The organism is Pedobacter miscanthi (assembly GCF_032678605.1).
Lineage (GTDB): Bacteria > Bacteroidota > Bacteroidia > Sphingobacteriales > Sphingobacteriaceae > Pedobacter > Pedobacter miscanthi_A.
Map to the genome: position 1 here is coordinate 144501 of NZ_JAVTSU010000013.1, position 26664 is coordinate 171164.

General features: G+C 38.0%; 36 protein-coding genes. 4 read left to right on the plus strand and 32 right to left on the minus strand.

All coding sequences use genetic code 11. The features are described 5' to 3' along the window. Window positions 1-437: 437 nt before the first annotated feature. Complete coding sequence (dnaK, locus tag R2R28_RS19555; protein ID WP_316827367.1) at window positions 438-2342, minus strand: molecular chaperone DnaK; 1905 nt, start codon at window positions 2340-2342, stop codon at window positions 438-440. A gap of 435 nt (window positions 2343-2777) precedes the next feature. Between dnaK and R2R28_RS19560 the strand changes: the two genes are divergently transcribed. Both R2R28_RS19560 and R2R28_RS19565 read left to right on the plus strand, forming a co-directional pair. Continuing rightward, window positions 2778-3137, plus strand: coding sequence for a DUF1304 domain-containing protein (locus R2R28_RS19560; RefSeq protein ID WP_316827368.1), 360 nt, complete (start codon window positions 2778-2780; stop codon window positions 3135-3137). Window positions 3138-3230: 93 nt separating this feature from the next. Next, on the plus strand, window positions 3231-3839 hold the full coding sequence (locus R2R28_RS19565; RefSeq protein WP_316827369.1) for a hypothetical protein: 609 nt from the start codon (window positions 3231-3233) through the stop codon (window positions 3837-3839). A 130-nt stretch (window positions 3840-3969) separates the two neighbouring features. Here R2R28_RS19565 and R2R28_RS19570 read toward each other — a convergent pair whose 3' ends face one another. After that, window positions 3970-5172, minus strand: a complete 1203-nt coding sequence (locus R2R28_RS19570) for an SAM-dependent methyltransferase (RefSeq protein WP_316827370.1) — start codon at window positions 5170-5172, stop codon at window positions 3970-3972. Window positions 5173-5461: 289 nt separating this feature from the next. Here R2R28_RS19570 and R2R28_RS19575 point away from each other — a divergent pair, with 289 nt between their 5' ends. Next, entirely contained in the window at window positions 5462-7198 is a 1737-nt protein-coding gene (locus tag R2R28_RS19575) for a GMC family oxidoreductase (RefSeq protein WP_316827371.1), read from the plus strand. A gap of 10 nt (window positions 7199-7208) precedes the next feature. Beyond that, window positions 7209-7841, plus strand: coding sequence for a gluconate 2-dehydrogenase subunit 3 family protein (locus R2R28_RS19580; protein WP_316827372.1), 633 nt, complete (start codon window positions 7209-7211; stop codon window positions 7839-7841). 108 nt (window positions 7842-7949) lie between these two features. Here the strand turns inward: R2R28_RS19580 and R2R28_RS19585 are convergent, their stop codons facing one another. From R2R28_RS19585 to rplC, 30 genes are all read right to left on the minus strand, one after another. Then, a complete protein-coding gene (locus R2R28_RS19585; RefSeq protein WP_316827373.1) occupies window positions 7950-10919 on the minus strand; it encodes a glycoside hydrolase domain-containing protein in 2970 nt (989 codons plus the stop codon). A 388-nt stretch (window positions 10920-11307) separates the two neighbouring features. Further along, the gene (gene rplQ / locus R2R28_RS19590) at window positions 11308-11832 is read right to left on the minus strand and encodes a 50S ribosomal protein L17 (RefSeq protein WP_316827374.1); all 525 of its coding nucleotides are present in this window, start codon (window positions 11830-11832) and stop codon (window positions 11308-11310) included. A 133-nt stretch (window positions 11833-11965) separates the two neighbouring features. Beyond that, window positions 11966-12958, minus strand: coding sequence for a DNA-directed RNA polymerase subunit alpha (locus R2R28_RS19595; RefSeq protein ID WP_025145205.1), 993 nt, complete (start codon window positions 12956-12958; stop codon window positions 11966-11968). Window positions 12959-13043: 85 nt separating this feature from the next. Continuing rightward, window positions 13044-13652 carry a 30S ribosomal protein S4 gene (gene rpsD / locus R2R28_RS19600; protein WP_316827375.1) on the minus strand — a complete coding sequence of 203 codons (609 nt, stop codon included), beginning with the start codon at window positions 13650-13652 and terminating at the stop codon, window positions 13044-13046. A 61-nt stretch (window positions 13653-13713) separates the two neighbouring features. Next, the gene (gene rpsK, locus R2R28_RS19605) at window positions 13714-14103 is read right to left on the minus strand and encodes a 30S ribosomal protein S11 (protein WP_025145207.1); all 390 of its coding nucleotides are present in this window, start codon (window positions 14101-14103) and stop codon (window positions 13714-13716) included. Window positions 14104-14255: 152 nt separating this feature from the next. After that, window positions 14256-14633, minus strand: a complete 378-nt coding sequence (gene rpsM, locus R2R28_RS19610; RefSeq protein ID WP_187591694.1) for a 30S ribosomal protein S13 — start codon at window positions 14631-14633, stop codon at window positions 14256-14258. Window positions 14634-14702: 69 nt separating this feature from the next. Then, complete coding sequence (rpmJ, locus tag R2R28_RS19615; protein WP_010599887.1) at window positions 14703-14819, minus strand: 50S ribosomal protein L36; 117 nt, start codon at window positions 14817-14819, stop codon at window positions 14703-14705. 1 nt (window position 14820) lies between these two features. Continuing rightward, window positions 14821-15039 carry a translation initiation factor IF-1 gene (gene infA / locus R2R28_RS19620; RefSeq protein ID WP_010599888.1) on the minus strand — a complete coding sequence of 73 codons (219 nt, stop codon included), beginning with the start codon at window positions 15037-15039 and terminating at the stop codon, window positions 14821-14823. 71 nt (window positions 15040-15110) lie between these two features. Further along, window positions 15111-15896, minus strand: coding sequence for a type I methionyl aminopeptidase (gene map, locus R2R28_RS19625; protein ID WP_316827376.1), 786 nt, complete (start codon window positions 15894-15896; stop codon window positions 15111-15113). A 95-nt stretch (window positions 15897-15991) separates the two neighbouring features. Next, on the minus strand, window positions 15992-17332 hold the full coding sequence (secY, locus tag R2R28_RS19630; protein ID WP_316827377.1) for a preprotein translocase subunit SecY: 1341 nt from the start codon (window positions 17330-17332) through the stop codon (window positions 15992-15994). Between the two features lie 7 nt (window positions 17333-17339). After that, a complete protein-coding gene (gene rplO, locus R2R28_RS19635; RefSeq protein WP_316827378.1) occupies window positions 17340-17786 on the minus strand; it encodes a 50S ribosomal protein L15 in 447 nt (148 codons plus the stop codon). Window positions 17787-17890: 104 nt separating this feature from the next. Beyond that, window positions 17891-18070, minus strand: coding sequence for a 50S ribosomal protein L30 (rpmD, locus tag R2R28_RS19640; protein WP_010599892.1), 180 nt, complete (start codon window positions 18068-18070; stop codon window positions 17891-17893). 4 nt (window positions 18071-18074) lie between these two features. After that, the gene (rpsE, locus tag R2R28_RS19645) at window positions 18075-18593 is read right to left on the minus strand and encodes a 30S ribosomal protein S5 (protein ID WP_010599893.1); all 519 of its coding nucleotides are present in this window, start codon (window positions 18591-18593) and stop codon (window positions 18075-18077) included. Between the two features lie 17 nt (window positions 18594-18610). Continuing rightward, window positions 18611-18964 carry a 50S ribosomal protein L18 gene (gene rplR / locus R2R28_RS19650; RefSeq protein WP_029278655.1) on the minus strand — a complete coding sequence of 118 codons (354 nt, stop codon included), beginning with the start codon at window positions 18962-18964 and terminating at the stop codon, window positions 18611-18613. 5 nt (window positions 18965-18969) lie between these two features. Continuing rightward, complete coding sequence (gene rplF / locus R2R28_RS19655) at window positions 18970-19527, minus strand: 50S ribosomal protein L6 (protein ID WP_316827379.1); 558 nt, start codon at window positions 19525-19527, stop codon at window positions 18970-18972. Between the two features lie 18 nt (window positions 19528-19545). Next, window positions 19546-19944, minus strand: coding sequence for a 30S ribosomal protein S8 (gene rpsH / locus R2R28_RS19660; protein ID WP_187591697.1), 399 nt, complete (start codon window positions 19942-19944; stop codon window positions 19546-19548). Window positions 19945-20122: 178 nt separating this feature from the next. Continuing rightward, on the minus strand, window positions 20123-20392 hold the full coding sequence (rpsN, locus tag R2R28_RS19665) for a 30S ribosomal protein S14 (RefSeq protein ID WP_025145214.1): 270 nt from the start codon (window positions 20390-20392) through the stop codon (window positions 20123-20125). Then, on the minus strand, window positions 20392-20958 hold the full coding sequence (gene rplE, locus R2R28_RS19670) for a 50S ribosomal protein L5 (RefSeq protein ID WP_086547740.1): 567 nt from the start codon (window positions 20956-20958) through the stop codon (window positions 20392-20394). Before rplE ends, rpsN begins: the two co-directional genes overlap by 1 nt. After that, window positions 20955-21296 (minus strand): 50S ribosomal protein L24, encoded by a 342-nt coding sequence (gene rplX, locus R2R28_RS19675; RefSeq protein WP_025145216.1) that lies wholly within the window; start codon window positions 21294-21296, stop codon window positions 20955-20957. The genes rplE and rplX overlap by 4 nt, the downstream gene beginning before the upstream one ends. Before the next feature lies 1 nt (window position 21297). Next, the gene (gene rplN / locus R2R28_RS19680) at window positions 21298-21666 is read right to left on the minus strand and encodes a 50S ribosomal protein L14 (protein ID WP_010599900.1); all 369 of its coding nucleotides are present in this window, start codon (window positions 21664-21666) and stop codon (window positions 21298-21300) included. Window position 21667: 1 nt separating this feature from the next. Beyond that, a complete protein-coding gene (gene rpsQ, locus R2R28_RS19685; protein ID WP_010599901.1) occupies window positions 21668-21922 on the minus strand; it encodes a 30S ribosomal protein S17 in 255 nt (84 codons plus the stop codon). A 10-nt stretch (window positions 21923-21932) separates the two neighbouring features. Further along, on the minus strand, window positions 21933-22145 hold the full coding sequence (gene rpmC, locus R2R28_RS19690; protein ID WP_316827380.1) for a 50S ribosomal protein L29: 213 nt from the start codon (window positions 22143-22145) through the stop codon (window positions 21933-21935). A gap of 74 nt (window positions 22146-22219) precedes the next feature. Continuing rightward, window positions 22220-22642 (minus strand): 50S ribosomal protein L16, encoded by a 423-nt coding sequence (rplP, locus tag R2R28_RS19695; protein WP_010599903.1) that lies wholly within the window; start codon window positions 22640-22642, stop codon window positions 22220-22222. A gap of 40 nt (window positions 22643-22682) precedes the next feature. Then, a complete protein-coding gene (gene rpsC, locus R2R28_RS19700; protein ID WP_316827381.1) occupies window positions 22683-23534 on the minus strand; it encodes a 30S ribosomal protein S3 in 852 nt (283 codons plus the stop codon). A gap of 7 nt (window positions 23535-23541) precedes the next feature. Next, complete coding sequence (rplV, locus tag R2R28_RS19705; protein ID WP_316827382.1) at window positions 23542-23904, minus strand: 50S ribosomal protein L22; 363 nt, start codon at window positions 23902-23904, stop codon at window positions 23542-23544. 7 nt (window positions 23905-23911) lie between these two features. Then, window positions 23912-24178, minus strand: coding sequence for a 30S ribosomal protein S19 (gene rpsS / locus R2R28_RS19710; RefSeq protein WP_010599906.1), 267 nt, complete (start codon window positions 24176-24178; stop codon window positions 23912-23914). Next, window positions 24178-25002 (minus strand): 50S ribosomal protein L2, encoded by an 825-nt coding sequence (gene rplB, locus R2R28_RS19715; protein ID WP_187591698.1) that lies wholly within the window; start codon window positions 25000-25002, stop codon window positions 24178-24180. Before rplB ends, rpsS begins: the two co-directional genes overlap by 1 nt. Window positions 25003-25022: 20 nt before the next feature. Next, window positions 25023-25313, minus strand: a complete 291-nt coding sequence (gene rplW / locus R2R28_RS19720; RefSeq protein ID WP_025145221.1) for a 50S ribosomal protein L23 — start codon at window positions 25311-25313, stop codon at window positions 25023-25025. A gap of 1 nt (window position 25314) precedes the next feature. Beyond that, window positions 25315-25944: a 50S ribosomal protein L4 gene (gene rplD, locus R2R28_RS19725; RefSeq protein ID WP_316827383.1), complete on the minus strand. Its 630-nt coding sequence runs from the start codon at window positions 25942-25944 to the stop codon at window positions 25315-25317. 4 nt (window positions 25945-25948) lie between these two features. After that, window positions 25949-26566, minus strand: coding sequence for a 50S ribosomal protein L3 (rplC, locus tag R2R28_RS19730; protein ID WP_316827384.1), 618 nt, complete (start codon window positions 26564-26566; stop codon window positions 25949-25951). Between the last annotated feature and the right edge of the window lie 98 nt (window positions 26567-26664).

Consider the following 26664-nt stretch of genomic DNA (forward strand, 5'->3'; position numbering starts at 1 on the left):
AAATATAAGCTAACCCAATCGCTATTAAACCTTAAAAAGCACAATCCATCCACCTTAAACCCGACAGCAACGAAAATACTTTTTTGTTGCAGCAACTTGAATACCCTGTCATGCTGAGGTACGAAGCAACTGTAAGCGATGGAAGAGATGCTTTGTTCTTCAGCATGACAGAAGTTTAAAAAAGATTTAGCGAATGGCGGGACTGCAGTTTCCGAAAAGTACAGAACCATTCGTTTTTAAAATATTAATTTTATCGTCATTGCTGAAACAAGAAGCGATGCAACTATTGTCTAAACTCATTGTAACAAGATTGCTTCGTCGGCTAAAAAAGCCTTCTCGCAATGACGATATTTCACAAAAAAAGCGCTCCTGAACTTAATCAGAAACGCTTTTTATATTCTCCCAAGACTCTCGACTCAGGACTGAAGACTCAAGACTTATTTATCTTCTTTTACTTCTTCAAAATCAACATCAGTAACGTTATCGCCACCACCTTGAGGCTGACCATCAGCTTGTGGTTGTTCACCACCTTGAGGCTGACCGCCATCTTTGTACATTTCTTCAGAAGCTACGTTCCAGGCAGCTTGCAATTCAGCTTGTGCTGCATCGATATCTGCGAAGTTACGTGATAAGTGAGCTGCTTTTAATTTCTCTAAACTTGATTCGATTGGCGCTTTTTTATCAGCAGATAATTTATCACCAAACTCTTTCAATTGTTTTTCAGTAGAGAAGATTAATGCATCAGCACCGTTAATTTTATCAGCTTCTTCTTTTTGCTTAGCATCATCTGCTGCATTAGCTTCAGCTTCTTCTTTCATTTTTTTGATCTCAGCATCAGTTAAACCTGAAGATGCTTCGATACGGATTTTTTGCTCTTTACCAGTAGCTTTATCTTTAGCACTTACGTGTAAGATACCGTTAGCATCAATATCAAATGATACTTCTACCTGAGGCACGCCACGAGGTGCTGGTGGAATACCATCTAAAATGAAGCGGCCAATTGTACGGTTCTGGCCAGCCATTGGGCGTTCACCTTGTAAAATATGGATTTCTACTGAAGGCTGGTTATCAGCTGCAGTTGAGAAAGTCTCCGATTTTTTAGTTGGGATAGTTGTGTTAGACTCAATTAATTTAGTCATTACACCACCCATAGTTTCAATACCTAATGATAAAGGCGTAACGTCTAATAACAATACATCTTTTACATCACCAGTTAACACACCACCTTGAATAGCGGCACCAATTGCTACAACCTCATCAGGGTTAACACCTTTACTTGGCTCTTTACCAAAGAAAGCTTTAACCGCTTCCTGGATAGCAGGGATACGTGTTGAACCACCTACCAATATAATTTCGTCGATATCGCTTGTGCTTAAACCAGCATTTTTCAAAGCAGATTTACAAGGATCGATAGTACGTTTAATCAAACTATCAGCCAATTGCTCAAATTTAGCACGAGATAAGGTACGTACTAAGTGTTTAGGGCCACTTGCATCAGCAGTAATGTATGGTAAGTTAATTTCAGTAGAAGTTGTGCTTGATAACTCAATTTTAGCTTTCTCAGCAGCTTCTTTTAAACGTTGTAAAGCCATTGGGTCTTTAGCCAGATCCATGCTGTTTTCAGCTTTGAATTCGTCTGTTAACCAATCAATAATAATGTGGTCAAAGTCATCACCACCTAAGTGAGTATCACCATCGGTTGATTTTACTTCGAAAACACCATCACCTAATTCTAATACAGAAACGTCATGCGTACCACCACCACAGTCAAACACAACAATTTTCATGTCTTTGTGTGCTTTATCTAAACCATAAGCTAAAGCAGCTGCAGTTGGCTCGTTAATGATACGTTTTACAGTTAAACCTGCAATTTCACCGGCTTCTTTAGTAGCCTGACGTTGTGCATCGTTAAAATAAGCAGGTACCGTAATTACCGCTTCAGTTACTTCCTGACCAAGGAAATCTTCAGCAGTTTTTTTCATTTTTTGTAAAATCATGGCAGAAATCTCTTGTGGAGTATATTTTCTGTCGTCGATTTCTACACGTGGTGTATTGTTATCACCTTTTACTACTTTATAAGGTACACGCCCAGCTTCTTTCGCACTTTCGTCGTAGCTGTTACCCATAAAGCGTTTAATCGAATATATCGTTTTTGTTGGGTTGGTTATAGCCTGACGTTTAGCAGGCTCGCCAACCTTGCGCTCACCGTTTTCTGCAAAAGCAACAATAGACGGTGTAGTACGTTTACCCTCACTGTTTGCGATAACTACAGGCTCGTTGCCCTCCATTACGCTCACGCAAGAGTTTGTTGTTCCTAAGTCTATTCCAATAATTTTTCCCATTGTATTTTTAATTTCTCTTTTTAAAGTATTATAATTTCTACTCCTATTAAACAATGCTTGTGCCAATTGGTTTTTGGCAGAAAATATGGGTAAAAGACTGATAAAATGTAAAAAAAGAGGTTGAAGTTTACTGACAGCATGACAGAAAATGATGGGTGATGTGAAATGGAAGATGGATAATGGGAAGTAAAAAGGGTAAAGACCAAAGCGAAGTATATTTTAAAAAGGGTTTGAAAATGAGAATTAGTAGTGCTTCGGGAACACCTGCCCCGCTATCCGCTTTATCCCGATAGAAAAATCGGGATGCACGCTGCTATCGGGTTTATAAACAGCAAACAATGCAAAAAAACGACTGGCGAGCTAGAACACAATTATACAATAAACCTCAAAGTTTTATATCTTTAAATTAAAATCATCTGTGTAATCACCAAAAAAATGCAAATAGCAGCTCAAATCGTAATCGGCTTAGTAGCCTTTATTCATATTTATATCCTTTGGTTAGAAATGTTCGCCTGGACTACCAGGGCGCCAAAAGTTTTTAAAACCATCCCTAAAGATTTATTTGTGCCCACAAAAACGTTAGCTGCCAACCAGGGTTTGTACAATGGATTCTTAGCCGCAGGTTTAATCTGGTCGTTATGCATAAACGACCATCACTGGAAATTTTATGTGGCCATATTCTTTTTAACCTGTGTAATTATTGCCGGCATTTATGGTGCCGCAACAGCGAGTAAAAAAATCCTTTATGTGCAATCAATACCAGCATTAATTGCGTTGATTTTGTTGCACCTGTAGCATCAAGTCTTCTCTTTATGTGATAAATATTTCTGACATTTTAGGTTATGGAAATTAGCTTATCTCTACATCATTCCTTAAACCATTAAACAAATGAAGAAATATTTTATCGCAATGGCGCTAATGGGTATAGTCTATGCCGCTAAATCTCAAAATGCTAAACCTCAAGAAAGTTTTGAAAAAACAATCGAGAATAACGGCTTAATGCTGGATCAACCAGTGGGCTTTGTAAAAACCGAACCAATCAAAAATACAGGTATGATGTATGAATATGCAGTTATCGATACTGCAAAACATATTGAGATCAGATATGCTGTTCGTTCTTTGATTGAGCGGGTAAAAGAATTCAAAAAGTGGCAAGAGACAAAAAAAGAAGGAGAAATTAGAACAGATCCCAATAGAATGGTTAACGCCTCAATTATGGCAATAGGCATGAACATCGCTAATGAATTTACTAAACCACCAGCTATACAACAATTTCCTATCGAGTCTGTAAAAAAAGATTTCAATGCCGACGCCGGATTTTTTACCGTGATTACACCAACAAAAAATTTCGGTAAAAATTACAAATTCTGCATGATGGTTGCCATACACAAAGAAGACATTGCAGATGCTTATATATTTATATTAAGCGATGATATGGAAAATATTAAAAAACATGTGACGCCAGTTATTTTTAACGCTTTAAGGTTTAAAAAATAACAAACATGTTGTTGCCGCTACTAAAAACATATTATGGTTCGTGGAGACACGGACCATTTTAAGTTCTATATAAAGTACAAATACTAGGTTTATCAGATTTCTCACAAAAAGACAGAATGACGAATATCCCTTAAAGCTCCAACAGCCTTTCCAAATGGTGGTAACCAATCCCAAAGTATTTCTTACTTGCTTTAATTTTTCGCAAAATCTCCGCTTGCCTTTCGCTTTCAGCTTTAGTCTTTAAGCTTTCTGCCTTCTTCACTCCAACAACAAGCACATTCTTTGGGGTATGCGCATCAGAAATAAACTCGAATACCTTGGTTTTGTAGCCAAAATATTCCAAAATCAACGCACGTATGCCATCCGTAACCATTTCGGCCTGACGTTCTAAAAAGATGCCATATTTAGTTAAAAAAGACACATCATTCTTTACTTTATGTTGCTCTATTTCCCTGCGAATTTGTTTGTGGCAACAAGGTGCAACCACAATCAGTTCGGCATTGGCTTTAATTCCTTTAAAAATGGCGTCATCAGTTGCCGTATCGCAGGCATGTAGTGCGATTAATAAGTTTACATCATCTGCATTATAATCTTCAATCGTTCCCTGTACAAAATTCAATTGAGTGAAAGCAGATTTAGCTGCAACCTGATTACACAAATCAACCATATCCAGCCGATACTCTACGCCTACCACTTCAGTTTCCAGCTTTAAAACCGAATGTAAATAATCATATAGCGCAAAAGTTAAATAACCTTTACCAGAGCCCATATCAGCTACTTTTTTAATGGTACCTTCGGGTAGCTCCTTAATCAAAGAACTTAAAATTTCAATGTAATGGTTAATCTGCCTGAACTTATCCTGTGCGTTTTTAAAAACCTTACCATCAGCATCGGTGATTTTCAACTCGGTTAGGTACGATTTTAAATCAGGTTTAATCAACCGTATTTTTTCTTTATCATGACTGGCAGATGGGGTTTCCTTACTAGAAGCTTGACCTTCCCTTAAAACAACTTTGCCATTATTCAATTCCTCCAAAATCAGGTCTTTTTCAGTGGTAAACAATGTGGCTATTTTAAATCCATTCTCCAGGCAACCTGCAATCAGATCGATAGCCTCATCAATAACGTAGTTTTTTACCAAATCGCGGGTTTTGTAGCGATAGGTAAAAGCCAGTTTATCTTCACGTTTAATCACCACTTTACGAACCAAAATCTGTTTTAGTGTTTCTTCTTCGCCTTTATAATTCCCTAAGGATACTTTTACAAAAGTTGCTGCGTTTAGGCTTTCTTTTAGAGCTGTGGTAAATTGTTCTATATATTCTGACACTGGCATTGATAATTTTGAACTGCAAAGATAATCAAGTTTATCCGGAGCATCACATATCCCTGATAATGTAACAATAGAGAGACCATACAGAGAATGATGAAAGAGGTAAAAGGGAAAGTGGATAGCGTTTATGTTTCAAAAACCGTTTGCACCAACTTAAATAAATGAATGACGTAATACGATTTAGAAATACGCACGGGCAATATTATCTATATTCATTCCAAAATAGCCGAACACTTTTTTTTCAAAAAATTAAACTTTAGATTAGAGATATAAAAATAGCTAACCATAATACATGAGTGACTTTCAAATAAAAAAATCGCCTACCGTTTATGATGCCATTATTGTTGGCTCTGGAGCTGGTGGCGGGATGGCTGCGTACGTTCTGGCACATGCTGGTCAAAAGGTTTTATTACTCGAGGCTGGTCAAAATTTCGATCCTAGATTAGATTCACATCAATTAAAATGGCCATGGGAGTCGCCACGCCGTGGTGCTGGTACCGTTCGTCCATTTGGCGATTTTGATGCCTCTTATGGAGGCTGGGAATTAGAAGGCGAACCTTATACCCAGAAAAACAAAAGTGAGTTTGAATGGTTTCGTTCGCGCATGCTCGGTGGCCGTACCAACCACTGGGGAAGGATTTCTTTGCGAATGGGGCCGGAAGATTTTAAACCGAAAGATGGCTTAACTGATACCTGGCCAATTACCTACGCTGATGTAAAACCTTTCTACGATAAAGTAGATCGTATGATTGGTATTTATGGAACAGCAGAAGGGATTGAGAGCGAACCCGATGGGATCTTCATGAAACCACCAAAACCGAGACTAAACGAACTTTTTATTAAAAAAGGAGCTGAAAAAGCGGGTGTTAAGGTAATTACCGGCCGTGGATCTGTATTAACTGAAGCATTACCAAATAATAGCGACCGTGCGCCTTGTTTTTACTGTGGTCAATGTGGTAGAAGCTGTAAAGTTTACGGCGATTTTTCTTCTTCATCGTGTTTGGTAAACCCAGCGGTAAAAACCGGCAATTTAACCGTAATTACTGATGCCATGGTACGCGAGGTAATCACCGATAAAGATGGCTCTGCCAAAGGTGTTTCTTACGTAAACCGTAAAGATCTTCAGGAATATCAGGTAAATGGTAAACTGGTTATTTTAGGTGCCAGTGCCTGCGAATCTGCCCGTATATTATTAAATTCAAAATCAGCCTCACATCCAAATGGTTTGGCCAATAGTAGTGGGGTGGTTGGAAAATATTTGCATGACTCTACAGGCGCAAGCGTATCAGGTTTTCTGCCTCAGTTAATGGATAGAAAACGTTATAACGAAGATGGTGTTGGCAGTGTGCATATTTATTCGCCCTGGTGGCTGGATAACCGTAAATTAAATTTTCCGCGTGGCTATCATATTGAGTATTGGGGTGGCATGGGCATGCCTGCTTACGGTTTTGGCGGCGGTGTAGCCCAAATGAACGGGATGGTTCCAGGCAGAGATGGCAAAACGAAAGAGGCCGGAGGTTATGGAAAATCTTTAAAAGATGATTACCGCCGTTTCTATGGAACTGGTGTTGGGATGGCTGGTCGTGGTACTGCAATTGCCAGAGAAAGCAATTACTGCGAAATCGATCCGAATATGGTAGATAAATATGGTATTCCTGTTTTAAGGTTCAATTATAAATGGGACAAAGATGAAATCATGCAGGCGAAACACATGCAGGAAACCTTCCTTTCGATTATGAAAGAAATGGGTGCAGTGGTTACTTCCGAAATTCAGGGTGCAGATACCAATTATGGTTTACTTAACCCTGGTAAAATTATTCATGAGGTGGGCACCATTCGTATGGGCGATGATCCTAAAAAATCGGCACTTAATAAATACTGCCAGGCGCACGATTGTAAAAACCTCTTTGTGGTTGATGCCGGTCCGTTTGTGCAACAAGGCGATAAAAATGCCACCTGGACCATTTTGGCACTTTCGATGCGTACCGCCGAATATATTTTAGCCCAAAAGAAAAAACAAAACATTTAAGAATTACCATATGAACAGACGTGATTCACTAAAAGCATTAGGGATAACAGCCATCAGTACAACGGTATTGCTAGAGGCCTGTAAACAACCTGAAACAAAAACCGAAGCAGCTGCACCAGAAGAAACCGCAAAGGAAGCCGGAAGGGAACAGTGGGAATTAGACCGCAATAAAAACCTGAAATCTGAAACCTTTTTCACCAAACATGAAATGGCTACGATTACAGTATTAGCTGATATTATCATCCCCAAAGATGAGGTTTCGGGCAGTGCATCTGAGGCTAAAGTACCAGAGTTTATCGAGTTTATTGTAAAAGATATTCCCGAACATAAAGTACCGATGCGTGGTGGCCTGAAATGGCTGGATCTATACAGTTTTAACAAATTTCAAAAATCATTTGTGGAAGCCTCGGCAGACCAGCAGATTTCGGTTGTGGATGAAATTGCCTATCCTAAAAAAGCCAGACCAGAAATGCGGGCAGGCGTAACCTTTTTTAACAGAATGAGAGATTTAACGGCATCAGGCTTTTACACCACAGAAATGGGCGTAAAGGATATTGGTTATGTTGGCAATGCGCCAAACCAATGGGCCGGTGTTCCTGCCGATGTACTGAAACAGTACGGCATGGAAAACGTGAAGGTATAATCTAAAAAAAATCGTCATTGCGAGGCACGAAGCAACCCTAAAACTATCGCTACCTTTTAAGCGCATTAAGATTGCTTTGTGCCTCGCAATGACGAAAACTTATATAAACTATTCTACAATCAAAATCAAACCTTTTCCTTTTTCTACAGGAACCGATTTTCCATCAGGGTAACTTCCTGCTGTTTGGAATTTATCAATCGCAGGAGCTATCACCTTAACTTTAGAGGCATCCAAACCTAACTTAGCCCAATTAATAGTCAAATTAACCTTAGTATCTTCTTCTGCCCAACTTGCCAATGCAACCATTGTTTTACCCTTTTGTTTATAAACAGTTGCCAATACATTAGGATTATCGGTTTTAACCGGACAGTTTTCGCTCCAGTAACCGATCATTTCAGATCCTTTTATTCCGAAATTATCCCAGGCTTTCCATAAAGGTTTCGGGTCACTTTTGTCCGACCAGCCCAGGCGGCTTGTCATGCCATAAATCATTCCACGCCAGGGGTTTCCATCATCCTGTAACATCTCTCCCATTAAACCGAAAGGAATACCACTTACTTCGGTTAAAAAGAAATCAGGATTATTTTTCTGGTAATCAAAATATTCACCAAACCATAAACGGTTTAAATAAGGGAAATGCTCCAGGTATAAAATGGCACTATTGTTAAAACCGTCACTTTTATTGTATTGATTGGCCGAATGCAGGTCGATAATACCGGGATGGTTATTCTGCGTAAGTACACGTTTAATCCGCTTCATGGTTACACGATCAAATGCCACATCATCCAGGTAAACGCCGTCTATCCCAACATTGTTTATCAACCAGTTCATTCCCTCCACGTAATAATTATGCCAACGGTTCATTCCGCTGTTAATTACGGCAGCATCCTTAATTTCGGGCACAAACCAGGCAGCAATATAGTTCGAATCTAAGTGCTCCTGCAACCAGCTAAAGCCTCCTCCTTTACCGGGAGAATAAACTTCGGTGCCCAAACTTCTTAAAGCTGGCCACTCGTAAGCGTGGTTTGATAACTCGCGAACAGTATTGTAAATTTTAACTTTTAAACCTTTCGAATGTGCATTACCGATATAATCTTTCATCTTTTTCCATTCAATAAACGGATAATTGATCCATGGATTAATTGGCGTGGCGTGGTGGATATTTACTACCGTTGCTCCAGTTGATTTAATAGAATCTAAATCACCATATTTATGATAAAAGCGGTTATCCCACTGAAAATCTGTATTAAGTAAATGGAAAGGAGTGATCAATAAATTGAAATTGTAATATAGCACATCGCCTTTTTTCATACTTCTGGCACCTGTAAAGTTGTCGGCAAGCATCGAACTGCCTTTAACATTAATCTGGATACCACCTTTATCTCCATTACCCCACGATTTAGGCAATAATAAAGGTTTTTGAAGGTAGAAATTAGTATTAAGCGGGCGAACATAGTTTTCGTCTCTTAAGTTGTAATACAGGCCCGCATTTACGTTCCCGATCCAAACGGCATCCTGATTTTTATTCGCCACATCCCACTTCCACTTTACGGTATCTGGTCTAACGCCACCTTTTTCTCCCAATCCCATCAAATATTTTGTTGAGTTTTTATCAAACGGGATATGAAAATCTACATTACTAAATTCCACATCTTTTAAAGCAGTAACCTTAATTACATAATGTACATAACCATCGAATTCTAAAGTACCTTCCAGGTCCATTTTCAGGTTTTCGGAGGTATTCGTTGCCGACCACTTTACTGTTCCAGCTTCTTTACTCGTAATCTGGAAATTGCCTGGTACAAATTTTTCTTGTGTTTTCGGCGTATTAAAAAAATGAAAGTGAATAGGCTCAGCTAAAATATTATTTGGTTTTTCGCTATAAGCCGTCATTTCCGCATTAAAAAATGTTTGGATCTGCTTAGGAAAACCATCGGTATTGATTTCGAATTTTCTACCTAAAAGTGAAATTACATTACCGTTTACAGTTAGTGGTGTATAAGGCGCAACAACGGTATTGGCTTGTGCCAGGGTAGAATTTAACCATGTTAAGCGGGTTTGCTTATTTGGTGTCCCTACACCTGCATCGGCTAAAACCTCGTTACCCACGGTAATTTTAGCATCAATCACTTTAAGTTTTCCATTGGCTTTAACCGTAAATTTACCAGCATAAGCACCAGCAATGGTATTTTTTGGAATATTAACGGTAATCCACAGCGGCTGAATTTTACCAGCGTTAACGTTTACTGTTTCAACCAGTGGCTTATTATCGTAACTTGTTCCATTGGTATTTAAACAGTTGATATATTTTGAAGAAATAACTTTTCCTGTCGTGGTTTTTAGATCACCAAAGCTCACCTCAACGTTTTTTAAATCTTTTAAAGCATATACCCCCAATTGAAAAGCATAATTTTCGCCTTTACCAGCTAAACCTGCAAAAGTATTTGTAGCACCCTTTTGCACCCAACGATAAGGTAAATCGTTCTGCATTTTGATTGGAAACATCCTGTCCTCCGGAAATACAATAAATGCATCCGAAGGATATTTTGCCTTAATAGAAGCCGTTTCTTTAGCCGTGGCAATTACTTCCATCGGGTAAAAAGAGTTGAAAGCATCGATAGATTGGATTTCGACAACAGCAGCATTCACTTTCGCCTGTTTTGCGGTAGCCAACCACGTCTGGTTTACTTGTTTAGGTTTAATGTAAACGCCTTTAGGATAATTGCTCCTGCCTTCGTTCTTATAAGCAAGATAATACACATAATATTTGTCAGCACCAGAAGTTTCAAAATATACATCGGCACTTTCTCTGCTTAATTGATCTGTACCAACAGCTGAAATCGTTTTGCCGTTTGCATCCTGAACAATAATACCTTTTAACTCCGGATGTTCATCCCTTCTGCGCCAATCGATTTTAGCATGGGCAATTTTACTGGTACCTGCAAACTGCAATACAATCCGATGGTTCCCCAACGAATCAGGATTCCAGGCATTATTACCGTTGGTATATTTTAATATTTGTGCATTAAGGGATAGCTGCCCGAATAGACAGAGCAATAGAAAAAGCCTAAATTTCATTATCAATTTGTTTTAGGCTAATTTATGTATAGCGGATTGAAATAAAGCTATGTAATGAAAAAATGAGACAAACGTTTGTTTATTTGGTTCATTAGCCAATAGTTTATTGCTCAATGGTTCATTAGTTGAGCGCATGTCGCTTAATGGAGTTCATTTCATAGATTCATGTGGTGTCAGATGTTACCATCTGACACAAGAAAAAATCCTTTGATAGATAATCATCGAAAGATCTAACAAATCGTCAGATGGAAACATCTGACGGCACCTTAATCTGTTTATTGAGTGCAGTATTTCATAGCATAGAGATTCTTCACTGCGTTCAGAATGACAGAAAAACAAAAAAAGTCCTGCTCTTTCGAACAGGACTTTCTTATTAAGGTGAATAAAACTATTCTCCTTTTGGTTCTTCAGTAGCAGGAGCTTCTTCAGCAGGAGCAACTTCTTCAGTAACTTCAGCTTTCGCTTCAGCAGCCTTAGGTGCAGCAGTAGCTTTAGTTCTACCACGACGAGTTGTTTTCTTCTCTTCTTTAACTTCTACATCTTTACCGTAAACTGTATTGTAGTCTACCAATTCAATTAAAGCCATCTCAGCGTTATCACCTTGACGATTGTTTAATTTAATGATACGAGTGTAACCACCTGGACGGTTTGCAACTTTCTCAGCAATTTCGCGGAATAAGATTGTTACTACTTCTTTATCTTGTAAGTAAGCAAATACTGTACGACGTGAGTGAGTAGTATCATTTTTTGATTTAGTGATAATTGGCTCAACATAAGTACGTAAAGCTTTAGCTTTAGCTAAAGTTGTTGTAATTCTTTTGTGCAAAATAAGTGATGAAGCCATGTTAGCTAACATCGCCTTTCTGTGGCTTGCGGTTCTACCTAAGTGGTTTACTTTTTTACCGTGTCTCATTGTTTTTTAATTGAGTGTATACCGTCTCGTTGCAATTAAGCTGAGGGAATTATACACTGTGAAAAATTATTTATTTTAGTTAAGGCTTTAGAAAGAAGACTCACGACTCCGAACTAAAGACTCAGGACTAATCTTACTCTTCGTCTAATTTAAATTTAGACAGGTTCATACCGAATGATAAACCTTTTGATTTTACTAATTCCTGGATCTCTGTTAAAGATTTTTTACCGAAGTTTCTGAATTTTAACATATCAGCAACATCGTAAGAAACTAAATCAGCTAAAGTACGGATATCAGCAGCTTTTAAGCAGTTTAATGCCCTAACTGAAAGGTCCATATCTACTAATTCAGTTTTAAGGATTTTACGCATGTGTAAAATTTCCTCGTCAACTTCTTTAGTTTCTTCTTTAGCCTGAGATTCTAATACTAAATTCTCATCAGAGAATAACATAAAGTGTTGGATAAGGATCTTAGCCGCTTCTTTTAATGCTTCTTCCGGATGAATTGAACCGTCAGTAGAGATATCTAAAACCAATTTTTCATAATCCGTTTTTTGCTCAACACGAAAGTTTTCGATCGTGTATTTTACATTTTTCATTGGAGTATAAATCGAATCGATTGCGATTACACCTACAACAGCATCAGCAACTTTATTTTCTTCAGCAGGTACATAACCACGTCCTTTATTGATGGTTAATTCCACTTCCAAAGTAACAGATTTATCCATATTGCAGATTACATGCTCAGGGTTTAAAACTGTAAAGTTGTTAGAGAATTTAGTGATATCACCAGCTTTAAACTGATCTTGACCATTAACGATGATGAAAACTTTTTCAGAATCACCTGAATCACCTGTTTTCTTAAAACGTACTTGTTTTAAGTTTAAGATGATGTCAGTTAAATCTTCTACAACACCTTTCATGGTAGAAAATTCGTGAGAAACGCCTGAAAAACGAATAGTAGTAATAGCATAACCTTCTAATGAAGAAAGTAAAATTCTTCTTAAGGCATTACCAATTGTTACACCGAAACCGGGCTCTAAAGGACGAAATTCAAATGTGCCATCGAAATCAGTTGATTTCTGCATGATCACTTTGTCTGGTTTCTGAAATGCTAAAATTGCCATTTATAATTTTTTAAATTCGTTATTGAATATATAGTAACAAGAAAAAAGTTAATTACCCTTTTGAGGTAATTAACTATCTTATTTATTACTTTGAGTATAACTCGATGATTAAGTTTTCCTTGATGTTTTCAGGAATCTCATCACGTTGAGGGTAAGTTAAGAATTTACCGGTTAATTCACCAGCATTCCACTCTAACCATGCGAACTTGTTAATTGTTCTGCCTGCAACTGAGTTACTAATTGATTCTAAAGATTTAGATTTTTCACGAACAGCAATCACATCACCAGCTTTTAACTGATATGAAGGGATATTTACAACTTCACCATTCACAGTTACGTGTTTATGGCTAACTAACTGGCGTGCACCAGAACGGGTTGTTGCAATACCTAAACGGTATACTGTGTTATCTAAACGTGCTTCTAATAATTGAAGTAAGTTATCACCAGTGATACCTGCACGTGAAGATGCTTTTTTAAACAAGTTACTGAACTGCTTTTCTAATACACCATAAGTATATTTTACTTTTTGTTTCTCCATTAACTGGATTGCATATTCAGATTGTTTTCCTCTTCTTTTAGACACACCATGTTGTCCAGGAGGATAATTTTTTCTGTCTAACACCTTATCAGGACCGAAGATTGGTTCTCTGAATTTACGGGCGATTTTTGATTTTGGGCCTGTATATCTTGCCATTTTTTTCTGTTTTTAAAGTATCATCCAACCTGAAGCTGGAGATTCTTAGCTTTAAAATTAATTAAACTCTTCTCTTTTTAGGAGGACGACATCCATTGTGAGGAAGTGGAGTAATATCTTTAATAGATGTTACTTCAATACCTGCTACTTGCAAAGTTCTGATTGCAGATTCACGACCTGAACCCGGACCTTTTACAAATACTTCAACTTTACGTAAACCTAAATCAAATGCAACTTTACCGCAATCTGAAGCTGCTTGACCAGCTGCATACGGCGTGTTCTTTTTAGAACCTTTAAAGCCCATTTTACCAGCAGAAGACCATGAAATAGTCTGTCCGTTGTTGTTTGTTAAGGTAACGATGATGTTGTTAAAGGTAGCATTGATATGCGCCTGACCAACAGACTCAATTACAACGATACGTTTTTTTGTTACTTTTTTACTCTTAGCCATTTTATCTTTTAGATTTTAGATATGAGACTTGAGATATGAGACTTTCTCTACCCCGATACTCAGTATCCTACTTTTTCTCTTTTATTCCAGATCTGAGCAGATTTTAAAGACGCGAACCTCACATCTAAAATCTCACCGCTCCTATCTATCTATTACTTAGTAGCTTTTTTCTTGTTAGCAACTGTTTTTCTCTTACCCTTACGAGTACGTGAGTTGTTTTTAGTACGCTGACCACGAGAAGGTAAACCCTTTCTGTGACGTAAACCGCGGTAACAACCGATATCCATTAAACGTTTGATGTTTAACTGAACCTCAGAGCGTAAAGCACCTTCTACTTTAATCTCATCGTTGATCATTGTACGGATTGCTGTTAACTCATCATCAGACCAGTCTTGTACTTTTTTGTTCAAATCGATACCTGCTGTAGTTAATATACGTTGTGCAGTTGTTCTGCCAATTCCGTAGATGTAGGTTAAACCGATCTCTCCTCTTTTGTTTCTTGGTAAATCAATACCTGAAATCCTTGCCATATTTATTTATGTTTTTACGTAACTCCGAACGGCGGGCCACCGTTGTGCGGTTCATTACAATATTCTTAATTACCCTTGACGTTGCTTGTATTTAGGATTTTTCTTGTTGATTACGTAAAGTTTTCCTTTACGGCGAATAATCTTGCAATCAGCGCTACGTTTTTTAATTGATGATCTAACTTTCATTTTATTTGTATCTATAAGTAATGCGTCCTTTTGTTAAATCATAAGGAGACATTTCCAATTTAACTTTATCTCCAGGAAGAATTTTGATGTAGTGCATCCTCATCTTACCTGAAATGTGAGCAATAATCTCATGCCCGTTCTCGAGTTCTACCCGGAACATCGCATTTGATAATGCTTCTCTTATTACTCCGTCTTGTTCAATTGAGGCTTGTTTAGCCATATTTTATTGATTGTTACTTAATTAGCTGCTTCTAAACAGGGTTGCAAAATTAAATAAAAAATTTTAATTATTTATTTTTTTTGTTGTAAAACTTCTTCTATTAAAGAAAACGTTGATAAAACCTCTGCTTTGCCCTTTTTTATGGCTACTGTGTGTTCAAAATGTGCCGATGGCTTATTGTCTTTACTCGTTACAGTCCACCCATCCTTATGAAATTTAACACCGGCTACGCCTGCATTGATCATGGGCTCTATTGCAATCACCATTCCTTCTTCAAGTTTTGGCCCTGCGCCACGTTTTCCATAATTAGGAACTTCTGGTTTCTCATGAAGCTTTACTCCAACACCATGTCCAACCAATTCTCTTACTACGCCAAATCCATTAGTTTCTGCATGGTTCTGAACAGCAAAGCCAACATCACCGATACGCATACCAGCAACTGCTTTTTCTATCCCTAACTCCAGACAACGTTTGGTAACCTCAACCAATTTCTGTTTTTCAGCATCAATTTCCCCGATGGAGAAAGTATAAGCCGAATCGCCAAAATAATTGTTCTTGATTACCCCACAATCAACCGAAATCAGATCCCCTTCTTTAATTACATACTCGCCTGGAAAACCATGAACCACTTGCTCATTAGGCGATATACACAAAGAATAAGGAAAGCCATTGTAATTTAAAAATGCCGGGATTGCTCCGTTATCACTAATAAATTCATAAGCCAGCTTATCTAACTGGATAGTAGTCATGCCCGCCTTGATCACTTTAGCCACTTCGGCCAAGGTTTTAGAAACAAGCATGGAACTTTCTCTTATTAACTCGATCTCTTCAAGAGATTTGTAATAAATTTTAGACATTCATTTAAAGTTTTGAATGAGTGAATTTTGAGTGAGCAAAATGCCTAAACCAGCTTTTCGCTCATTCAATCATTCAAAATTCAATAATTCCATTTTTACAACGCTGCGTTGCTACTTGCAGCAGGAATACCTGTTCTGCCTGTAACCCTACCCGTTTTCATTAAACCATCGTAGTGGCGCATCAATAAATAACTTTCGATCTGTTGTAAAGTATCCAAAACAACACCAACCAAAATCAATAAAGAAGTACCACCAAAGAAGTGTGCAAATTCTTGTTTAATACCGAACTTAACAGCTAATGAAGGGAGAATAGCAATGATTGCTAAAAATACTGCACCTGGGAAAGTGATTTTAGAAATTACATCATCAATAAAAGTTGATGTTGCAAAACCTGGTTTAACACCCGGGATAAAACCACCATTTTTCTTCATATCATCGCTCATTTGGGTTGGATTAACCGTAATGGCGGTATAGAAGAAAGTAAATGCGATAATTAAAATAGCAAACGTTAAGCTATAAGCCAACGAAGTTGTGTTACTGAACTGGATTAACCAAGAACCTTGTAAAGAAGGAACAAACTGCATTAAAGCACCTGGAATAAACATTAACGCCTGGGCGAAAATGATCGGCATAACACCAGCAGCATTCACTTTTAAAGGAATGTACTGACGAACACCACCAAACTGGCGGTTACCAACAATTTTCTTAGCGTATTGTACAGGTACTTTACGTACACCTTGAACAATTAAAATGGTAAACATTACCACAGCAAATAATGCAACGATCTCTAAAACCAAAGCAACCGGGCCTCCACCTTCACTGGCAGAACCTACACGGGCACTAAACTCTTGAGAAATTGCAACTGGTAAACGGGCAATAATACCAACCATAATGATTAGTGATGTACCGTTACCAATACCTTTATCAGTAATTTTTTCACCTAACCACATTACAAATAATGTACCTGCCGTTAATACAAACGTAGATAATACTAAAAATAAAGTGTTTGGTAATAAAATAGCTTCTGCAGGAACCTGCGTTTTAACGTAACCAACAGATTGAACGATTGTGATCGCTACCGTTAGGTAACGGGTAATCTGGTTCATTTTCTTTCTACCACTTTCGCCTTCTTTCTGCATTTTTTGGAAAGAAGGAACAGCAATACCTAATAGTTGCACCACGATAGACGCAGAGATATAAGGCATTACCCCCAATGCTAAGATAGACACACGAGAAAAAGATCCTCCGGCAAACATATCCAGTAAGCCTAAAAGTCCTGATTTTTCGTTATTGCCTAAAGCAGTTGGATCTACACCTGGTAAAACCACGTGAGATACGAAACGGTATACCAAAAGAATTAAGAGCGTAAACAATATACGCTCTTTTAATTCCTGAATTTTCCAGATATTACTTAAAGTAGTAAATAGCTTCTTCATTTAATAATTACAATTTTACAATAGAACCACCTGCAGCTTCAATAGCTTTTTGTGCGGTTGCAGAGAACGCATGTGCTGTAATTTCTAGCTTTGCTTTAACTTCACCACGACCTAAAATTTTAACTAAGTCGTTTTTAGATGCTAAACCATGTGCTTGTAAAGCAGCAAAATCGATAGTTGTTAAGCTGTGTTTTTCAGCTAATGTTTGTAATACGTCTAAGTTTACACCAACATATTCGGTACGGTTGATTGGTTTGAAACCAACCTTAGGCACACGACGTTGTAAAGGCATTTGACCACCTTCGAAACCGATTTTGGTTTTGTGACCTGAACGAGAACCCGCACCTTTGTGACCACGGGTTGAAGTACCGCCACGACCAGAACCTGTACCACGACCAATTCTTTTGCTGTTTTTTGTAGAACCTACTGCAGGTTTTAAATTATTTAAATTCATTTTTTTGAATTTGTGTTGCCCTTCGCTTTCACTAAACAGGTACAACGATTAAACATATATAAAGGTAATACCGGTTTTACCCAATATTACCTTTAAAACTTTTATTAAATTGCTTCGATTGCTACCAAATGGTTCACTTTACGAACCATACCGATAATCTGTGGTGTAGCTTCAACCTCAACACTTTGGTTCATTTTTGATAAACCCAAAGCCTGAACGGTTCTTTTTTGGCGCTCGCTTCTGTCGATAACGCTTTTTACTTGTGTTATTTTGATCTTAGCCATGATATTATCCGTTAAATACTTTGTTTAAATCAATACCACGGGTTTGAGCTACTGTATAAGCATCGCGCATTTTAGTTAACGCATCAACAGTTGCTTTTACCACGTTGTGTGGGTTAGATGATCCTTTAGATTTTGCCAATACGTTATGTACACCAGCACTCTCTAATACAGCACGCATCGCACCACCTGCAATTACTCCGGTACCTACTGCAGCTGGTTTGATTAATACAAAACCACCTGAGAATTTACCGATTTGCTCGTGAGGAACAGTACCGTTTAAAATTGGAACTTTAACCAAGTTCTTTTTAGCATCATCCACACCTTTTGCAATTGCTTCAGTTACCTCTTTCGCTTTACCTAAACCGAAACCAACAACACCGTTTTCATCACCTACAACAACAATTGCTGAGAAGCTGAAAGTACGGCCACCTTTGGTTACTTTGGCAACACGTTGTATACTAACCAAACGATCCTTTAATTCGATATCGGTGGTTTTTACTCTTTTTATATTAATAGTTGACATCTTACTTTTTCTTCAGATTAAAATACTAAACCAGCTTCGCGGGCACCCTCTGCCAACGATTTTACACGACCGTGGTATAAATAGCCGTTTCTATCGAAAACAACTTCTTTAACACCTGCAGCGATTGCTTTTTCGGCAACTAATTTGCCTACAGCAACAGACTGATCGCTTTTGTTTCCAGTACCAGTAAAATCTTTCGATAATGATGATGCTGATGCTATTGTTTTACCGGTTACATCGTTAATTACCTGAGCATAAATCCCTTTATTGCTTCTATATACAGATAACCTTGGACGTTCTTCTGAACCGGTAAGTCTTTTTCTGATCCCTTTTTTAATACGATCTCTTCTTGATAATTTTTTACCTGCCATGATTACTATTTTTTAGATGCTGATTTACCTGCTTTTCTTCTTAACACTTCACCTACAAACTTGATACCTTTACCTTTATATGGTTCTGGTGCACGTAACGAACGGATTTTCGCTGCTACCTGGCCAATCAATTGTTTGTCAATACTTTCTAAAATAATTTTAGGAGTCTGACCTTTTTCTGATGATGTAGTTACTTTAATCTCTTCTGGTAACTGGAATACATAATGGTGAGAATAACCTAAAACCAGATCTAGTGTATTACCTGTGTTTGTAGCACGGTAACCAACACCTACTAATTCTTGAGTTAATTTGTAACCTTCTGTAACACCAATAACCATATTGTTAAGCAATGAGCGATATAAACCGTGTAATGCTTTGTGTTTCTTTTGTTCTGAAGGACGTTGAACTGTTAAAATTCCGTCTTCCTGACTTACAGTGATATCTGAATCTACTGCTTGTGTTAATTCACCTTTAGGGCCTTTTACACTTACTACGTTATCTTTAGATACGGTAATGGTAACACCTGCAGGGATTGTAATTGGGGCTTTTCCTATTCTTGACATTGTGCTGTTCTCCTAATATTAATAAACGTGACACAATACCTCACCACCAATGTTTAATTTGGCTGCTTCTTTATCGGTCATTACACCTTTAGAAGTAGATAAGATTGCGATACCTAAACCGTTTAATACTCTTGGCATATTTTCAACACCAGCATAGTTTCTCAAACCTGGTTTACTTATCCGCACTAATGTACGAATAGCAGGAACTTTAGTAATCGGATTGTATTTCAAAGCGATTTTAATGATGCCTTGAACGGTAGTATCTTCAAACTTGTAGTTCGCTATGTAACCTTTATCGAAAAGAACTTTAGTAATTTCTTTTTTAAGGTTTGATGCAGGAATTTCTACAACACGGTGGTTGGCCTTAATGGCATTCCTTACTCTTGTTAAATAATCTGCTATTGGATCTGTATTCATTTTTTATTGTTTTTGATAGTGGTTTCCTCCTGCTACTCAGCTGTAAGACCTGCTACCGGTTAAAATTCTTTTTTTAGTATATAGACATAAGTATCAAGTAATAAGATACAAGTATCAAGTCCGATATGGCCCTGATACTTGCTACTCTATACTTGATACTCAGTACTAATACTTTATATTACCAAGATGCTTTTTTAACACCTGGTATTTTACCGTCTAATGCCATCTGGCGGAACGTTACCCTTGAAATACCAAAGGTACGCATATATCCACGAGGACGACCAGTTAATTTACAACGGTTGTGTAAACGTACCGGAGATGAGTTTTTAGGTAATTTATCTAAACCCTCGAAATCTCCTGCAGCTTTTAATACTGCACGTTTTTCAGCGTATCTAGCTACCAATTTTTGGCGCTTAACTTCGCGTGCTTTTACACCTTCTTTTGCCATTATTCTGCTGTTTTTTGATTTTTAAATGGTAATCCGAATTGTTTCAATAACTCAAGAGCCTCAACGTCAGATTTTGCCGAAGTTACGAAAGTTATATCCATCCCTAAAATTTTATTGATTTTATCTATATTAATTTCTGGGAAAATGATTTGTTCAGTAACGCCTAATGTATAGTTACCTTTTCCATCAAAACCTTTATCGTTAATACCTTTGAAATCACGGATACGTGGCAAAGCTACAGAGATCAAACGATCTAAGAACTCGTACATGTTGTTATCGCGTAAAGTAACACGTACACCTACTGGCATACCTTTACGTAATTTAAAGTTAGAGATATCTTTCTTAGAGTTAGCCGGAACCGCTTGCTGACCAGTAATGGTAGTCAACTCAACGATAGTGGTATCCATAATCTTTTTATCAGTAACAGAAAAACGACCAACACCCTGATTGATACAGATTTTTTCCAATTTGGGAACCTGCATTACAGTTTTGTACTGAAATTTCTCTTTTAGTGCATTTACAACTTCTTCTTTGTATTTGCTTTTTAATCTAGGTGTAGCCATTATTTAATCTCCTCTCCTGAAATTTTAGCAACTCTAACTAATTTACCATCAGCGTTTAGTTTACGACCAACGCGGGTAGCTTTACCAGATTTTGGATCAACCAACATCAAGTTAGAAATGTGAAGAGCAGCTTCTTTTTTAATAATACCACCGTTAGGATTAGCAGCATTTGGTTTAGTATGTTTAGATACTAAGTTAACGCCTTCTACAATGGCTCTGTTTTTATCTATTTGTACTGAAAGTACTTTTCCTTGTTGACCTTTTGAATCGCCAGCAATTACTTTAACTAAATCTCCTGTGCGGATTTTAAGTTTTGATGGTGTATTTACTTTGTTTCCCATTTTATAATACCTCCGGTGCTAATGATACAATTTTCATGAATTGTTTTTCACGTAGTTCTCTCGCAACCGGGCCAAAGATACGTGTACCTCTTGGCTCATCCTGTGCGTTCAATAATACAGCTGCATTATCGTCAAAACGGATATAAGAACCATCTTTACGACGGATTTCTTTTTTAGTTCTTACAACAACTGCTTTAGAAACTGTACCTTTTTTAATGTTACCAGAAGGTAACGCGCTTTTTACGGTAACAACTACTTTATCACCAATTGAAGCATAACGTTTGCCGGTTCCACCTAGCACACGAATTACCAATACTTCTTTTGCGCCGCTGTTATCAGCAACGTTTAATCTCGATTCCTGTTGTACCATCTTATTTAGCTCTTTCTAAAATTTGTACCAATCTCCAGTTCTTGTTTTTACTCAAAGGACGAGTTTCCATAATCAATACTGTATCACCGATACCGCATTCGTTTTTCTCGTCGTGAGCCATAAATTTGGTAGTTTTCTTTACGAACTTACCATAAATCGGGTGTTTTACTTTACGCTCAACGCTCACTACAACAGATTTATCCATCTTGTTGCTAACCACTAACCCCGTTCTTGTTTTTCTTAATTGTCTTTCCATGACTCTCGAATTATTTAGTTTCAGTAGCTGACTCAGTGTTTTTCACTTTAGTCAACTCAGTGTTTAAACGGGCTATGTCTTTCCTTACTTTTGCAATGCGTGAAGGATTTTCGATAGCTGAAATAGTGTGAGCGAACTTCAATTTTGATAAGTTCTCTTTTTCTTCCGCAATCTTAGTTACTAATTCTTCTTTTGAAAGCCCTGTGATTTCTGAATTTTTCATTTTTCTTTTTCTTTTACGTTGAGTGTAGCGGTTATAATAAACAAGTATTTACAACATTCATCTCAACACCTTTACTATGCTTCTACGTAATCTCTACGTACTACGAATTTGGTTTGGATTGGTAATTTTTGTGCGGCTAAACGTAATGCTTCTTTAGCTACTTCTAAAGGCACACCTTCAGCTTCGAAAATTACACGTCCAGGTCTTACAACTGCTACCCAATACTCAGGAGCACCTTTACCTTTACCCATACGTACCTCAGCAGGTTTTTTAGTTACCGGTTTGTCCGGGAAGATCCTGATCCATACTTGGCCTTCACGTTTCATGAAACGAGTTACGGCAATACGGGCAGCCTCTATCTGACGACTTGTGATCCAAGTAGCTTCTAGAGATTTGATACCGAAAGATCCGAATGCTAACTCAGCTCCACGAGAAGCTAAACCCTTCATTCTGCCTTTTTGCATCTTCCTGAACTTCGTTCTTTTTGGCTGTAACATTTTATTTTGTTCTAATCGTTAAACGATGTTAATAAATCAATTATTTACGAGGACCTCTGTTAGCGCCTGCGCCACCACCTCTGTTCGCTCCGGGACCACCTTGACCTGGACCACGACCACCACCTTGGTTTCCACCACGTCTGTCGTTACCACCGCCACGGTTATCTCTTCCACCACCACGGTTATCTCTTCCGCCGAAAGCTGGTTTTTCAGATTGGCCTTTTGGACCGTTGTTTGTTGCACCAATGTTTGGAGACAAATCACGTTTTCCATAAACCTCACCTTTACAGATCCATACTTTAACACCTATTTTACCATAAGTAGTTAAGGCTTCAGCTAAAGCATAGTCGATATCAGCACGGAATGTATGCAAAGGCACTCTTCCTTCTTTGTACTGCTCGGTACGTGCCATCTCAGCACCACCTAAACGACCAGAAGTCATGATTTTGATACCTTCAGCACCCATACGCATGGTTGATGCGATAGAAGATTTCATTGCTCTACGGAATGAGATCCTTGCTTCTAATTGTTTTGCAACACCTTCTGCAACTAATTGTGCATCAAGTTCTGGGCGTTTAATTTCGAAGATGTTAATTTGAATTTCCTTTTTAGTCAATTTCTTTAACTCTTCTTTGATTTTATCAACCTCAGCTCCTGCTTTACCGATTACGATACCTGGACGGGCTGTGTGGATAGTTACAGTGATACGTTTTAAGGTACGCTCGATAACTACTTTTGCAACACCACCTTTAGCGATACGGGCAGAAAGGTATTTTCTTATTTTCTCATCTTCAACTAATTTATCGGAGTAGTTGTTGCCACCGAACCAGTTAGAATCCCATCCTTTGATAATTCCTAACCTGGCACCTATTGGATTTGCTTTTTGTCCCATTTCCTAATTAGTTTTGAGTTGTTTCTGTGTTTTTACTATCTACAATCAGCGTTACGTGGTTAGAACGTTTACGAATTCTATATCCACGGCCTTGAGGAGCTGGGCGTAAGCGTTTTAACTGACGGCCACCATCAACCATAATTGTTTTAACAAAAAGTTGACTTTCTTCAGGGCGGGCACCATCATTTTTAGCTTCCCAGTTTTTGATCGCAGATAATAATAATTTCTCAACTCTTATTGCTGCTTCTTTATTGGTAAACTTTAAAATGCTTAATGCTTTTTCTACACGTTCACCTCTGATAAGATCTACAACCAAACGCATCTTACGTGGTGAGGTTGGACAATTGTTTAATTTTGCTATTGCTTCCATTGTCTAATTATTTTTTCTTTTCAGCGTGTCCTCTGAATGTTCTGGTTGGAGCAAATTCTCCCAACTTGTGACCAACCATGTTTTCTGTAACGTACACAGGGATAAATTTATTTCCGTTGTGTACTGCAAATGTATGATTCACGAAATCTGGTGAAATCATTGATCTGCGAGACCAAGTTTTGATTACAGACTTTTTGCCTGAATCATTCATAGAGTTTACTTTTTTCTCTACGTTATGGTCAATATAAGGTCCTTTTTTTATCGAACGAGCCATTATTTCTTCCTTCTCTCTATGATGTAACGATTAGAATATTTTTTAAGTTCTCTGGTTTTAAAGCCTTTAGACAATAAACCTTTTCTTGAACGTGGGTGACCACCTGATGATCTACCTTCACCACCACCCATTGGGTGATCGACAGGGTTCATCGCTACCGGTCTGGTTCTCGGACGACGGCCCAACCAACGTTTACGACCAGCTTTACCTAATACTTCGTTTGCGTGATCTGAGTTAGATACAGCACCGATAGTAGCAAGACAAGTAGTCAAGATTAAACGGGTTTCGCCTGAAGGCATTTTTAAGGTAGCATATTTACCATCGCGGGCAGCTAATTGTGCATAAGCACCTGCACTACGAGCCAATTGTGCTCCTTTTCCAGGGTGAATCTCCACGTTGTGGATGATAGAACCTAATGGAATCTTCGATAAAGTTAAAGTGTTACCTACTTCAGGTGCTGCTTTATCGCCCGATAATAATACCGAACCAACTTGCAATCCTTCTGGAGCAATGATATAACGCTTCTCGCCATCTGCATAATGTAATAATGCAATGCGGGCAGTACGGTTAGGATCGTATTCAACAGTAGCTACTGTTGCAGGAATATCGAATTTATCGCGTTTGAAGTCGATTAAACGATATGATTTTTTATGACCACCACCCATGTAGCGCATAGTCATTTTACCTGTATTGTTACGTCCACCAGACTTTTTTGATGATACAACCAATGATTTTTCGGGCTTGGTTGCTGTAATCTCCGTAAAACTAGCACCAACTCTGAAGCGGGTACCTGGAGTAACTGGTTTAAATTTTCTTAAGCCCATAGTTATAATATATTATTAAATTAAAGGGTTGCGTAATAATCTATTGTTTCGCCGTCTTTTAACGTTACAATTGCTTTTTTGTATTTCGGGCTACGACCTGATACAAAACCTGCTTTAGTGTAACGAGATTTAGCTTTTCCATCAACAACCATTGTGTTAACTGCAACGATGGTTACACCGTACAATTTTTCAATAGCAGCTTTGATTTGGATTTTGTTAGCCTTGTGGTTAACGCTAAAAGTGAAACGGTTAGATTTCTCAGTTAAAGCTGAAGCTTTTTCGGTTAATATTGGTTTTTTTAAAATTTCCATATTATTTGGCAAATGCCTCCTCCAAAGTTTTAACAGAATCAGTAGTTAACACAAGTACACCAGCGTTTAATACATCATAAGTATTTAAATCTGCTGCCGAGATTACTTTAGTTTTCTGAACGTTTCTGCTTGATAAATAGATATTATTATTTTGCGCAGGTAAAACCAATAAAGTTTTTTGAGTACCTACGTTTAACGCAGCCAATAAACTTGTATAGTTTTTAGTTTTAGCAGTATCGAAGTTGAAATCTTCTAAAACTACCACGCTGTTATCTTTTGCTTTATAAGCTAAAGCAGATTTACGTGCTAATGATTTTAATTTCTTGTTCAATTTAAAGCTATAATCACGTGGCTGAGGACCGAAAACACGACCACCACCGTTAAATAACGGAGATTTAATGCTACCAGCACGGGCACCACCTGTACCTTTTTGTTTGTATAGTTTGCGGGTAGAACCAGCAATCTCATTACGTTGTTTAGATTTGTGAGTACCCTGACGTTGGTTAGCCAAATACTGTTTTACATCTAAATAAATCGCGTGGTCGTTAGGCTCGATACCAAATACCGATTCAGGAAGTTGCACCTTGGCACCTGTTTCTTTACCTGAAATGTTTAATACTTTAACTTCCATCTGATTACTTGTCTAAGATTACGTAAGAACCTTTAGCTCCTGGAATGGAACCACTAACTACTAATAAGTTTTGATCAGCATAAACTTTCAAAACCTGTAAGTTTTGAACTTTTACCCTGTCTCCACCTGTTCTTCCTGCCATGCGCATTCCTTTGAATACACGTGAAGGGAAAGACGATGCTCCCAATGAACCTGGGGCACGTAAACGGTTATGCTGACCGTGAGTCTGCATACCAACACCGGCGAATCCGTGGCGTTTTACAACACCTTGAAAACCTTTACCTTTTGAGGTACCTACAACATCAACAAAATCGCCTTCTGCGAAAGAATCAACCGTTACTACGTCACCTAAATTAAGTGCAGTTGTAAACGAATCAAATTCTACCAGCTTGCGTTTCGGAGTTGTGTTTGCTTTCGCGAAATGGCCTTTCAATGGTTGAGTTGTGTTTTTCTCTTTTTTCTCATCGTAACCCAACTGGATTGATGAATAACCATCTACTTCTTCGGTTTTTACCTGTGTAACTACACAAGGTCCAGCCTCGATTACCGTACAAGGAATGTTTCTTCCTTCGGCATCAAAGATACTGGTCATTCCTACTTTTTTTCCAATAATTCCTGACATTTTATCTTTTAATTTTAACACCCATCGAAGCAGTAGGGCTTCGTTCAAGGTGGTTGTACATCCCCCGAAAGGGACGGCAAAGATAGGCAAGAATTATT

Coding starts and splice junctions, on each gene's coding strand:
- rpsN (WP_025145214.1), bottom strand. CDS start 20,392: ATGGCAAAAGAAGGTGTAAAAGCACGCGAAGTTAAGCGCCAAAAATTG.
- rplR (WP_029278655.1), bottom strand. CDS start 18,964: ATGGCAGGTAAAAAATTATCAAGAAGAGATCGTATTAAAAAAGGGATC.
- secY (WP_316827377.1), bottom strand. CDS start 17,332: ATGAAGAAGCTATTTACTACTTTAAGTAATATCTGGAAAATTCAGGAA.
- rplP (WP_010599903.1), bottom strand. CDS start 22,642: ATGTTACAGCCAAAAAGAACGAAGTTCAGGAAGATGCAAAAAGGCAGA.
- R2R28_RS19585 (WP_316827373.1), bottom strand. CDS start 10,919: ATGAAATTTAGGCTTTTTCTATTGCTCTGTCTATTCGGGCAGCTATCC.
- rplD (WP_316827383.1), bottom strand. CDS start 25,944: ATGGAAGTTAAAGTATTAAACATTTCAGGTAAAGAAACAGGTGCCAAG.
- rpsC (WP_316827381.1), bottom strand. CDS start 23,534: ATGGGACAAAAAGCAAATCCAATAGGTGCCAGGTTAGGAATTATCAAA.
- rpsH (WP_187591697.1), bottom strand. CDS start 19,944: ATGAATACAGATCCAATAGCAGATTATTTAACAAGAGTAAGGAATGCC.
- rplO (WP_316827378.1), bottom strand. CDS start 17,786: ATGAATTTAAATAATTTAAAACCTGCAGTAGGTTCTACAAAAAACAGC.
- rpsM (WP_187591694.1), bottom strand. CDS start 14,633: ATGGCAAGGATTTCAGGTATTGATTTACCAAGAAACAAAAGAGGAGAG.
- rplF (WP_316827379.1), bottom strand. CDS start 19,527: ATGTCAAGAATAGGAAAAGCCCCAATTACAATCCCTGCAGGTGTTACC.
- rplQ (WP_316827374.1), bottom strand. CDS start 11,832: ATGAGACACGGTAAAAAAGTAAACCACTTAGGTAGAACCGCAAGCCAC.
- rpsQ (WP_010599901.1), bottom strand. CDS start 21,922: ATGGAAAGACAATTAAGAAAAACAAGAACGGGGTTAGTGGTTAGCAAC.
- R2R28_RS19565 (WP_316827369.1), top strand. CDS start 3,231: ATGAAGAAATATTTTATCGCAATGGCGCTAATGGGTATAGTCTATGCC.
- dnaK (WP_316827367.1), bottom strand. CDS start 2,342: ATGGGAAAAATTATTGGAATAGACTTAGGAACAACAAACTCTTGCGTG.
- R2R28_RS19560 (WP_316827368.1), top strand. CDS start 2,778: ATGCAAATAGCAGCTCAAATCGTAATCGGCTTAGTAGCCTTTATTCAT.
- R2R28_RS19580 (WP_316827372.1), top strand. CDS start 7,209: ATGAACAGACGTGATTCACTAAAAGCATTAGGGATAACAGCCATCAGT.
- R2R28_RS19575 (WP_316827371.1), top strand. CDS start 5,462: ATGAGTGACTTTCAAATAAAAAAATCGCCTACCGTTTATGATGCCATT.
- map (WP_316827376.1), bottom strand. CDS start 15,896: ATGTCTAAAATTTATTACAAATCTCTTGAAGAGATCGAGTTAATAAGA.
- rplC (WP_316827384.1), bottom strand. CDS start 26,566: ATGTCAGGAATTATTGGAAAAAAAGTAGGAATGACCAGTATCTTTGAT.
- rpsK (WP_025145207.1), bottom strand. CDS start 14,103: ATGGCTAAGAGTAAAAAAGTAACAAAAAAACGTATCGTTGTAATTGAG.
- infA (WP_010599888.1), bottom strand. CDS start 15,039: ATGGCTAAACAAGCCTCAATTGAACAAGACGGAGTAATAAGAGAAGCA.
- rplX (WP_025145216.1), bottom strand. CDS start 21,296: ATGGGAAACAAAGTAAATACACCATCAAAACTTAAAATCCGCACAGGA.
- rpsE (WP_010599893.1), bottom strand. CDS start 18,593: ATGTCAACTATTAATATAAAAAGAGTAAAAACCACCGATATCGAATTA.
- R2R28_RS19570 (WP_316827370.1), bottom strand. CDS start 5,172: ATGCCAGTGTCAGAATATATAGAACAATTTACCACAGCTCTAAAAGAA.
- rplW (WP_025145221.1), bottom strand. CDS start 25,313: ATGGAAATTTTAAAAAAACCAATATTAACCGAAAAAGCTTCAGCTTTA.
- rpmJ (WP_010599887.1), bottom strand. CDS start 14,819: ATGAAAGTTAGATCATCAATTAAAAAACGTAGCGCTGATTGCAAGATT.
- rpmD (WP_010599892.1), bottom strand. CDS start 18,070: ATGGCTAAGATCAAAATAACACAAGTAAAAAGCGTTATCGACAGAAGC.
- rpsD (WP_316827375.1), bottom strand. CDS start 13,652: ATGGCAAGATATACAGGCCCAAAATCAAAAATCGCCCGTAAATTCAGA.
- rplN (WP_010599900.1), bottom strand. CDS start 21,666: ATGGTACAACAGGAATCGAGATTAAACGTTGCTGATAACAGCGGCGCA.
- rpsS (WP_010599906.1), bottom strand. CDS start 24,178: ATGGCTCGTTCGATAAAAAAAGGACCTTATATTGACCATAACGTAGAG.
- rplB (WP_187591698.1), bottom strand. CDS start 25,002: ATGGGCTTAAGAAAATTTAAACCAGTTACTCCAGGTACCCGCTTCAGA.
- rpmC (WP_316827380.1), bottom strand. CDS start 22,145: ATGAAAAATTCAGAAATCACAGGGCTTTCAAAAGAAGAATTAGTAACT.
- R2R28_RS19595 (WP_025145205.1), bottom strand. CDS start 12,958: ATGGCAATTTTAGCATTTCAGAAACCAGACAAAGTGATCATGCAGAAA.
- rplV (WP_316827382.1), bottom strand. CDS start 23,904: ATGGAAGCAATAGCAAAATTAAACAATTGTCCAACCTCACCACGTAAG.